This is a genomic window from Holosporales bacterium (assembly GCA_031263535.1).
GTDB lineage: Bacteria > Pseudomonadota > Alphaproteobacteria > UBA3830 > JAIRWN01 > JAIRWN01.
The window spans coordinates 1-9,701 of sequence record JAISFO010000029.1; the positions used below are offsets into that span (position 1 = coordinate 1).

Below are 9,701 nucleotides of genomic sequence, written 5' to 3' on the forward strand. Positions count from 1 at the left end.
ACGGCGGCTCTAAAGATGGTATGTACAAAAGCGCATTACACGCTTGCTGTAATGGACAGGTACATGTGGCGGCAAGAAAACTTGGATGCTCCCCCTATATCACTTCAATCTGTCAGGCGTATAAAATCAGGCAATAACTAAACTGGTTGCCCTTAACGGAAGACAAATATTTAATTTTGACTAAGATGAATCTTCACAATTTTATATCGACAACTTACTAAAAGCCCTAACAGCCTTTATTATCCGCTGCACCTCGTTTACGGCCATTTTCAGATTGTCATTTATAACCGTATAGTCATATGTAGGGGCTTTGCTTATGTCCTGTTTAGCTTGAGCAAGCCGGTTTTCCATATCCTCGGGAAGGTTTTGGCCTCTTTTAACCATCCTTTCCTTTAAAACGTCCAAAGACTTTGGCAGCAGGAATATCCCAACAGCCTTCTCTTTTAGATTTGCTTTAACCTGAGCGTATCCTTGCGTATCCAGTACAAGCAGCACATCAAACCCCGCGTCCAAAAGCGACTCAATATACTTTAAAGACGTTCCATATAACTCACCAAAAACCTCGGCATACTCAAGAAACTCTCCGCCATTCTTCATCGACAAAAATCTACCCCGATCTATAAAGAAATAATCTTGGCCATTAACTTCACTAACCCTTGGGTTACGAGTACAAAAAGACACTGAGCGCTTGATTTTGTCGTCATGCGCAACCAGAATTTTTGCGACAGTGGTTTTTCCGCCACATGAAGGAGCGGATAAAATAAATAAATTATGATTTTCTTTTGTGCTAAGCATATGTATTAATTTTTGTTTATTCGTCGTTTTCTCGCCAAATGCCTTTAAAATAGCACGGTTATAGAAATTTAAGAGAGAAATTGTTCTATAAAAAAATTACTAAATTTTTATGCAAAAGCGCTGTTGACAACTGTCGAATTTTAGTTAATAATATAAGCGTTGTTTCTGTCATGTAAATTGACAGAAGAGTGGCTGCGGCCATTACGGTGTATATTCGTTTTTATTGGTATGGAGTTTTAAATATGGCAATAGCAAAAATTAAAAAAGAATCGACGGAAGGATTCGGCGGTCAATATGAAGGCGCTTTGGAAGGAAAGAAAAAGGTCAAATTTAGTTCTCACCTTAAATTCCTAAGGAAAAGTACTGGGTTGACTCTTGAGGGTCTTTCTGAGTTGACTGGAATATCAGTATCTTATCTTTCAAGGCTTGAGTCCGGGTCTCGTCGACTTAACACTGACCTTATATCACGCTTGTCCAATGCTTTTGGGTGCGATCCATCTGAATTATTGCATGACTATACCGGCAGTGATATCGGCAAGGTTATGGGGCAGCCTCGTGTGCCGGCAAGCGGCTATATCCCTGGCGGCCCAAGGCATATACGCAGAGTGTTCACCCCGTTTCATAGGAATGTATTTGAAAGCCGTGTTGACATTCCGACGTATGAATTGTGTCATTCAGAGTCTGATCACCTGATTATGCGTGTCATTGAGGGGGAGAGTCAGTATCGTCCAGCAGAGCTTGCTACTCGCAGAGATGCGATTGCCATAAAAACCAACGGTCACTTTGAGCCACATTTCTGTCACAAGGCGATTGTGTACGCAGTGCCAAGCGCGAATATTGTGCCAGAGGCTTTAGTGATTGCGTCTCTTAAGAACAACGCGGTCCTGTTACGTAAGGTTTGGGGCGTTTCTCCTAGCACGGTGCATTTATGTGCTGTTGATAAGATGGAGGATTTCAAGAAAAGCGGCCTGAGCAAATCTCCATCAGCTGTCCATGATGCCGGCTCTTTAAATCACATTGAACAAGAGCCAATCGTAGAAATAAGTCGCAGCCTAGTCAAGGAAATCTTTTTAGTAGTCGGGTATTTCGACACCTCTTTGCTTTAAAAGATAGTTTAGAAAAGAAATCACTCCTGCCTTTATTTAAGGGCAGGAGTTAGCTTATTGGCCACAATTTTCTGGCTTATTTAAGCAGTGTTCACCGTTCAACTAGCCCCACAGTCGGTTTAGTAGCCCAAGCTTGGGCACTAAAATATATCCCCCATACCATATAAGCCTGAAGGTTGCTGAACCAACCATTGGGCTGCTTTGACAGCGGTGCGGGCAAATACTTTGCGGTCCATGACGGTATGTTTGACTGCTAAGGTTTCTTCTTGACCAAGGAACATCAGTTCATGCTCGCCAAAGACATTACCGCCCCGTATTGAAGAGATTCCTATTTCACCTGATTTTCTTGGATCAGATGGATTCCTTAGTATATCTTTTAGTTGTTTACTCAAAGCTTTCGCTATGTTCTGTCCAATCGTTAAAGCTGTTCCCGACGGAGCGTCTTTCTTGCCACGATGATGTGTTTCAATAAGCTCAACATCATATTCCTCAATCGGCATAGCCTTAAGTATAGTGGGAATAAGCTTGTTTATCAGGTGGATCCCACTGCTAAAGTTAGCGCTGTAGAATACTGGTATAGATTTAGACGCTTTCTCCAGCATCGATAAATCAGCAAATCCGGTAGTTCCAGTTACCAAAGGCTTTTTGTATTTAACGGCAATGTTTAGCAGTTTTTCAAGGGCAGACGGCGCGGAAAAGTCAATTATAACGTCGCTTTTAGGGACAAATTGCTCAGGCTCAGTGCTGATTGCGACGGCTTGGCCATCACGCGCTAAATTTTCTGATACGACATGCTGGCTCGTTCCACCAATTACCGTTATATCCGGATCTGAACCCGCAAGCTCTGCCACCAGCCGCCCCATCCGGCCGGTTATGCCGCTTATCATTAATTTAAGCATATGATGCCCCCTCACTGTAAGTACGAATATACAGTGCTATAAGAATCTTTTGCAAAAGCTTCGTCTGTGATGTTCAGTCAGGCCAAATTTATCGATTGCGGCCAGATGCTCCTTGGTTCCATATCCGGCGTTACGGTCCCAGCCATATTCTGGAAACTGCTTTGACAACAGCTCCATAAGCGAATCTCTGTGGACTTTGGCTATGATCGAGGCCGCGGCTATGGACAAGCTTTTCCTGTCGCCGCCAACTATCGCCAAAGCCGGGCAAGATACGCTGGGCACTTTGTTTCCATCGACGATTATACTGTCCACAGCGCTGCTTATGCCGTCATAGGCTCTCTGCATGGCAAGCATAGTGGCCTGCAGTATGTTTACCCGGTCTATCTCGGCAACGCTGGCCAGGCCAATGGAATACCTTAGGTGCGCTGCTGGAAGGCTGATTAGCTCCTGCGACAAAGCCTCTCTGCGCCTTTTTGGTATAAGTTTAGAATCATTGAGCTGCGACAGCAGTACCCCATCCACTTCGTCAGGATTAAGCCAAACCGCACAGGCCACCACTGGACCGGCCAAAGGACCACGCCCAACTTCATCGATGCCGGCAACACGCCCGCCGATGCTTTGCTCTGTAAGGTAGTCAGGCATATTCGGCCAGGCGTTGCTGAATCTGAAGCAGGTCGTTCCAGGCCAAGACCTTCTGACCAGGCGACCGAAGCAAATAAGCAGGGTGAAATATCACCATTGCATCGGCTGAAAATCCACTTTTCTCGATTTTGAAATCCAGCCACTTCCCCCGCATCCTCATAACTCCGTCAACACCATTAAACAAAGCCTTTGCCGAGGTCCCTCCAACGCAAACGATAACCTTAGGGGCGACAAGCTCTATATGCCTGTGGACGAACGGCAAAAACATGGCGATTTCTTCGGTGGTAGGCGTTCTGTTTCCCGGCGGTCGCCAAGGGACGATATTGCTTATGTATGCGCTTGCTCGATCAAGCCCTATCGCCTTAAGCATCTTGTCAAGCAGCTGCCCGCTAAGCCCGACAAATGGCTTACCTAGGCGGTCTTCGTCTGCGCCTGGGGCTTCCCCTATAAGCATGATTTTTGCCGAAGGATTGCCGTCTGAAAACACAAGGTTTTGCGCGGTTAATTTCAGGGGCGACAGCTTAAAATCCGCCAGCACTTGCCGCAATTGCTCAAGGGTTTGGGCATTTTGTATATCTTTTAAATACTCGCCCTGCGGCAAAGGTTTTTTAATACCAGCCTTGACGTCAATGCTTTTTTCATTAATCAGGCCCTTGGCGCGAGTATTGTCGTTCAGCACAATATCGCGAATGCCGGCGCAAAAGCACCAATCCAATATTTCCTTTATTTCCTTATTCAATTGCACGCGCTATGCCGAACCCTCATATCCTAATTTCAGCATACACAAAATATTTTCGAAGGTATATCTACGTCTGCTTTAGCAATCGAAGCCTCAATTACTGTAGGTGATTATTGGATCGACTGGAGCGTCAACTACATTAACCAAATCCTGGAGTGTTGTGTATAGCTTGAATTCTGGAGTACCAGTGCACCCAGTCAAAATAATCGTTTCTAAACTTCTCAAGCTTCTCATGTCCAGAACGCCGGATAATGCAGATCCGCTAAGATTAACCGTAGTTATTCCGGTGTTAGTTAAATTGATCCCGCTCCAATTGCCTGCACTGGCGGTGCAATTTTCTAACGTGATTCCTGCCAAACTCGTGCAGCCAGAGAAGTTTATGTTTGCGGCTGCTTGCAAAGCGGAGAAGACAATCGTGCCATTCAATCCTGTGCAGCCTTGGAAGTTTAGATTTCCGTTCGAAGTTGTAAGTACTGGAAAGGAAGGTGCGCCAGTTAGTCTTGTGCAGCCTTGGAAGTTGATACCAGAAAAACCACCATAACCTGTAGTAAAGCTTGTTAGGCTAGAAAAAGCTGGAGCCTCACCGTCCATTCCCGTGCAATTGGCAAAACTTATCTGACAAGCAGCCAATAATTACGGTATTCCTACTATCAACTTCAGCGGGCTTACAGGCCTAACCGGCGCCCCTTCATTCCCTGCTTTGCAAAGAGGCGAGATAAATATCTACTTCAACGGATGTACAGGGCTGGATGGCACGGCTGTCTTCTCTGCCCTGCAAACGGTAACCAGTAGCATAAACTTCTCTGGTTGTACGAGCTTGTCAGGAATTACGCTAGAAAATTGTGTTATCAGCGCAACCAACTTGAGCAAATTTAATTTAACTAACACTGGGATAACTACGGTTGACCTTAGCGGATCCGAACTGTCAGGCACTTTGAATATGACGAGCTTAACTAATCTCACAACACTTATTTTAACTGGTTGCACTGGTACCTCAGAGCTTAAGCTTCACACAAGCCGCCAGGGATTGGTTAACATAACCAACAAGCCAGCCGATGTAACAATCATTTATTAGTAATTGAAGTAAAGTCGCCCCCCCCCTGTGCTATCCTTATCTCAGGGGGGAGGGGCGCTGAGTCTGAATCTCAGCAGTTTGTGAAATCCATAACTGTCACTCCCCCCAGCCTGATGAACATAGCAGAATGGCATGACGTTAAACTTTGCAGGTTATTGAAAAGGCAGCGTGTAGGTGGTATTATAACTCTAAGCTAAATTTAATCAGCTGCACAAAATGCAAAAATGTCTTTTTTGTTTATTGCTTCAGCTAATATTTTGTCATAATTTTTGCTTTGCCGCCGATGAGCCGGCGCTGCAAATCCCAGACGAGATCAAAAAACAAGTTCCCAAAGAACATCAGGCACGCGCTTTTCTAAACGCTATTTTGAATTTGATTCGATCAGCCTATGTCCAAGAGCTTTCTGACGAAAAGCTAGTAGAGATCACTTTAAACAACCTGCTGCCAGCGTTGGATCCGCATTCCAGCTATCTTCCGCCAAAGGCGTTTAAGGCTTTGTTTGAGCATATGTCCGGAGAGTTTGGTGGCCTTGGCATAGAGATAACAATTGACGGCGGTTTCGTAAGGATTATTGCGCCTATAGACGATACTCCAGCGCATCGTGCTGGGCTGAAGGCCGGTGATTTGATAACCCACATAAATGGAGAGCTTGTTCAGTCTATGTCGGCGGATGATGCGGTAAGGCGTATGCGCGGCAAGCCTGGCACCTTGGTAAAGCTTAAGATCAAAAGGGTTAACAAGGACCTTTTTGAAGTATCGATCAAACGCGACCTTATAAAAGTAAAATCGGTCAAGTATGAGGTCTTGGACAACGTTGCTTATGTACGTATATCCGTATTTGACCAGAATGTGGGGGGCAACCTTCGCAAAGCAATGAAGGAAATTAATGAAAAGCTTGGTAAAAATCTTGTTGGGGTTGTGCTTGATCTGCGCAACAATCCTGGTGGAGCGCTGGATCAGGCAATAGCTGCGGCCGAAACCTTTTTGCCTAAAGATAAGCTTATTGTCTCTATAAAGGCGCGTAATGACAATGAACAGCAAGAGTTTAAGTCCAGTCATAAAGATGAGCTGGAAGGCCGACCGCTGGTAGTCCTGGTAAACAGTGCTACGGCCTCGGCGCCAGAGATTGTTGCAGGCGCTTTGCAAGACCATAAGCGCGCGTTGATAGTTGGCATGCGGTCATTTGGCAAGGGATCTGTGCAGCGTGTTATACCGATTTCAAAGGAATCCGGTGTTAAATTGACCATGGCCAGGTACTTTACGCCAAGCGGACGAAGTATCCAGGCAAAAGGCATAACGCCAGATATAGAGATCGATATGGCCAAAATAAAGCCGTTCAAGGACGTTGTTTTCGTCCGTGAGGAAGATCTTCATAACGCTCTTTATAAAGACGAGAAGCCCAAAGAGAAAAAGAATATAAGTGAGGAGGATTTAGATAAAGAGCTTAAGAAAATAGAGCAGCATGACAAGCTCGTCTTAGATAAAATCAAGGGCAAGAAAGCCGGCAAACACGATAAAGCCGATAAGCAAAAAGCGGACGAGGATTCGGAATTTGATCTGTATAAAATGTCGCTTAAAGAACGCTTATCAAAGGATATACAGCTTATGCAGGCGTTTGGCTTGATAAAAGCCTGGAAATCGATAAGGTCGGTCTGCCTTGGCAAAGGCGAGTAGGCCCGATTCTTCTGCAAAGGCGGAAATCTATAATCTATCCCGCGTCATGATGCATAGCGGCAACATAAATCTAAGTGCGCCGAGCAAAACATTCTTGGTTGGCGAATATGCCGTGCTGGGGCGGTTTTGCGCGATACTCCTAAGCACCCATCCCAGATTTAATTTAGACTGTTTTCTGGTTGGCGAGCCTGCAGAAAACGACGATACTTCGCATGTCGGTGGGCAATCACCATTTTATGTGCTGACTCGCGATTATGCAGATGTATTTAGCCACTATAGACTTAAATTTTCCGACCCTCATTCAGGTGGCGGAGGGTTTGGGGCCTCAAGCGCTAAGTTCCTTATGGCATATCGCGCTGTGACCTTAATTAAAAATGAAGAGTTTAGTATTTCAAAAGCGCTTGAGTATTATCGAGCAATATCCGCTGGGCTAAAAGATAACGTCAGGCCAAGTGGAGCAGATGTAGCCGCTCAGTACAATGGTGGAGTTACGTACCTTTCGCCTACCAGCGACCCAAAAGATATTGGATGGCCATTCAAAGACATAACTGCGCTGATATTCAAGACTGGCGTAAAGATACAAACACACAAGCACCTAAAGGGGTTAAAGCAGGCTAAACCAGCTAGGGCTGAATACTCCGCTTTGTCTTCGGTCGTAGATATGGCGTACAGCGCTTTTACAGATAGATCCTGCGACTTATTGATAAGGGCGATAAATAAATACGCCGAGCTTATGCTGGATATGCGGCTGGTACATCCGGCTACTAAAACAATCCTTGATAAGCTGGGCAAATCGCAAGATGTTCTTGCCGCCAAAGGGTGCGGAGCGTTGGGCGCAGATGTGGTTTTGGTTTTGTGCGGCTCAACAAGTAAAGAACAGACCAAGACGTTTGCGACCAGTCTGGGGTTGGCCTATGTTAGCAGTAGCGATAACCTATCCCCAGGTTTGGAGTTTAATATACGATGAGCTGGGTTGCCTGCGCCCCATCCAATATAGCCTTGATCAAGTATATGGGCAAACTGGACGAAAAGCAGAACATTCCACTTAATGCTTCGCTGTCCTTTACGAGCCACAACTTTATAAGTAAGGCAGAGCTTGAGGTTGCCGATGATACGGCTGGTGACTGTTGGCGATCGTTCGACGACGGAAGCGTTTTTGCCGGTACAAATCTGTCAGAAGCAGAGCAATCAAAATATCTTAGGCATCTGGGATTTATAAAAAGCCGCCTTAGATTCAGCGGTAATTTTATCCTCAAGTCCGGTAACAATTTCCCAAAAGGCGCAGGTATCGCAAGCTCGGCCTCAAGCTTTGCGGCCCTGACCAAAGCAGCCGTTCAAGCGATTTGTGAGCTGAAAGGGGAAGCGGAATTGTCGGTTGAGCAGATGGCCGCGCTAAGTCGTGTTGGGTCGGGCTCGTCATGCAGGTCCTTTTTTTCGCCCTGGGCGCTTTGGAATAAAGAAGAGGTTAAGAGCCTTAGTTTTGGTGAATTTGATCATCTATTTCACCAGATAATAATAGTTTCCGATAAAGCCAAGGAAGTGTCGTCAAGCCAAGCTCACAGGCTGGTAAAAACCAGCTTACTGCACAAAGATCGCGCAGATAGGGTCGAAATTCGATTGAAGCAGCTGATAAAAGCGCTGGAATCTGGCGATTGGCGCGCGGTGTTTAAAATCTGTTGGGCAGAATTTGCAGATATGCACGCGCTGTTTGCAACCTGCGACGAGCCGTTTTCCTATATATCCAGTGACAGCGTAAAAGTACTCAGCGCCATCAGATCTTTCTGGTCAACATATGGCGACGGACCGGTTGCAACCATGGACGCTGGGGCCAACGTGCATTTGCTCTGGCGGCAGGATCAATCCGAACAGCAAAGGCAATTTTATAATCTACCTGAGCTGGCTGATTTTAAGCTAATAAATGACGGAAACTACAGAAGCAAGCGGTAAATGGATATTGTCTGGAGAACATGCGGTCGTGCATAACCGACATGCGATTGCGTTTCCGTTGCCTGACAAAAAGATGCGTCTTACTTGGACCGCAAGAGAGGAAAGCTCCTTTATTTCGCAAAATCCCCCTGAACTAGGCGAAATTTTTAAAAAGACGCTTGTACACGGGGCCGGCTTAGCCAACATTCCAATCCCAAAACATTGGGGCAGTTTTCAAATATCCTCAAACATCGATATAGGATATGGCTTAGGGGCATCGGCAGCCATCTGCGTCCTAGCGGCCAAATGGTTCATAAACAGAGGGTACATAAATCAAGCCAAGCTTTTGCCTTTTGCAACAGTGCTTGAAAACAATTTTCACAGCAACAGCAGCGGCTTGGATATAGCGGTCGTTGCAGCTGGACGACCGGTACTATTCTCAAGCCCCGCCGACATAAAAACGCTAACCCCTACCTGGAAGCCAAAGTTGTATCTATCCTCAAGTGGAATGGGCAGCAAAACCTCCGACGCAGTTAAACATGTTCAAAGCGCGAGCAGCGAAATTCTGTACGACAGAATGGAAAGCGCGACAACAGTTTGCCTGAAAACGCTGATTGAGGATTTTTCTGATCAGAGTCTTAGCCGCCTTGCCCAAGGCATAGATATTGCCCGCGAATGCTTTAGGGATTGGGGCCTTATAACCAAACCTCTTCAACAAAGCATGGACAGCTTAACATCGGCTGGCGCAATTGCCGTAAAACCCACAGGGGCTGGCGGTGGAGGCTTTGTTTTATATTTATGGGACCGCGACCCTCCGCTATCCCTGAAACAATCTTTAATCTCCG

11 protein-coding genes are annotated in these 9,701 nt (G+C 45.9%); 6 read left to right on the forward strand and 5 right to left on the reverse strand.

The features are described from left to right. Positions 1-201: 201 nt before the first annotated feature. On the reverse strand, positions 202-795 hold the full coding sequence (gene gmk / locus LBL30_03380) for a guanylate kinase (GenBank protein MDR1032131.1): 594 nt from the start codon (positions 793-795) through the stop codon (positions 202-204). 242 nt (positions 796-1,037) lie between these two features. Between gmk and LBL30_03385 the strand changes: the two genes are divergently transcribed. Further along, positions 1,038-1,901: a helix-turn-helix domain-containing protein gene (locus LBL30_03385; protein ID MDR1032132.1), complete on the forward strand. Its 864-nt coding sequence runs from the start codon at positions 1,038-1,040 to the stop codon at positions 1,899-1,901. Between the two features lie 140 nt (positions 1,902-2,041). On the opposite strand, the gene dapB is transcribed toward LBL30_03385, so the two are convergent. The 4 genes from dapB to LBL30_03405 form a co-directional block, all read right to left on the reverse strand. After that, complete coding sequence (dapB, locus tag LBL30_03390; GenBank protein ID MDR1032133.1) at positions 2,042-2,800, reverse strand: 4-hydroxy-tetrahydrodipicolinate reductase; 759 nt, start codon at positions 2,798-2,800, stop codon at positions 2,042-2,044. 36 nt (positions 2,801-2,836) lie between these two features. Then, positions 2,837-3,442 (reverse strand): ribonuclease HII, encoded by a 606-nt coding sequence (locus LBL30_03395; GenBank protein MDR1032134.1) that lies wholly within the window; start codon positions 3,440-3,442, stop codon positions 2,837-2,839. Next, entirely contained in the window at positions 3,435-4,181 is a 747-nt protein-coding gene (locus tag LBL30_03400; protein ID MDR1032135.1) for a uracil-DNA glycosylase, read from the reverse strand. The genes LBL30_03395 and LBL30_03400 overlap by 8 nt, the downstream gene beginning before the upstream one ends. Before the next feature lie 93 nt (positions 4,182-4,274). Beyond that, positions 4,275-4,811: a hypothetical protein gene (locus LBL30_03405; protein MDR1032136.1), complete on the reverse strand. Its 537-nt coding sequence runs from the start codon at positions 4,809-4,811 to the stop codon at positions 4,275-4,277. Positions 4,812-4,881: 70 nt separating this feature from the next. Between LBL30_03405 and LBL30_03410 the strand changes: the two genes are divergently transcribed. The 5 genes from LBL30_03410 to LBL30_03430 all read left to right on the forward strand — a co-directional run. Next, on the forward strand, positions 4,882-5,256 hold the full coding sequence (locus tag LBL30_03410; GenBank protein MDR1032137.1) for a hypothetical protein: 375 nt from the start codon (positions 4,882-4,884) through the stop codon (positions 5,254-5,256). Positions 5,257-5,472: 216 nt separating this feature from the next. Beyond that, the gene (locus LBL30_03415; protein ID MDR1032138.1) at positions 5,473-6,930 is read left to right on the forward strand and encodes a S41 family peptidase; all 1,458 of its coding nucleotides are present in this window, start codon (positions 5,473-5,475) and stop codon (positions 6,928-6,930) included. After that, on the forward strand, positions 6,914-7,897 hold the full coding sequence (locus tag LBL30_03420; protein MDR1032139.1) for a hypothetical protein: 984 nt from the start codon (positions 6,914-6,916) through the stop codon (positions 7,895-7,897). The genes LBL30_03415 and LBL30_03420 overlap by 17 nt, the downstream gene beginning before the upstream one ends. Further along, positions 7,894-8,877, forward strand: a complete 984-nt coding sequence (locus LBL30_03425; protein ID MDR1032140.1) for a hypothetical protein — start codon at positions 7,894-7,896, stop codon at positions 8,875-8,877. The genes LBL30_03420 and LBL30_03425 overlap by 4 nt, the downstream gene beginning before the upstream one ends. Then, positions 8,849-9,701 (forward strand): hypothetical protein (locus tag LBL30_03430; GenBank protein MDR1032141.1); only part of this gene is annotated, 853 nt, incomplete at its 3' end. The genes LBL30_03425 and LBL30_03430, both read left to right, overlap by 29 nt.

Excerpts from the sequence above, each read along its gene's own strand:
- LBL30_03425 (MDR1032140.1), top strand. The coding sequence starts at position 7,894 with ATGAGCTGGGTTGCCTGCGCCCCATCCAATATAGCCTTGATCAAGTAT.
- LBL30_03385 (MDR1032132.1), top strand. The coding sequence starts at position 1,038 with ATGGCAATAGCAAAAATTAAAAAAGAATCGACGGAAGGATTCGGCGGT.
- LBL30_03395 (MDR1032134.1), bottom strand. The coding sequence starts at position 3,442 with ATGCCTGACTACCTTACAGAGCAAAGCATCGGCGGGCGTGTTGCCGGC.
- gmk (MDR1032131.1), bottom strand. The coding sequence starts at position 795 with ATGCTTAGCACAAAAGAAAATCATAATTTATTTATTTTATCCGCTCCT.
- dapB (MDR1032133.1), bottom strand. The coding sequence starts at position 2,800 with ATGCTTAAATTAATGATAAGCGGCATAACCGGCCGGATGGGGCGGCTG.
- LBL30_03415 (MDR1032138.1), top strand. The coding sequence starts at position 5,473 with ATGCAAAAATGTCTTTTTTGTTTATTGCTTCAGCTAATATTTTGTCAT.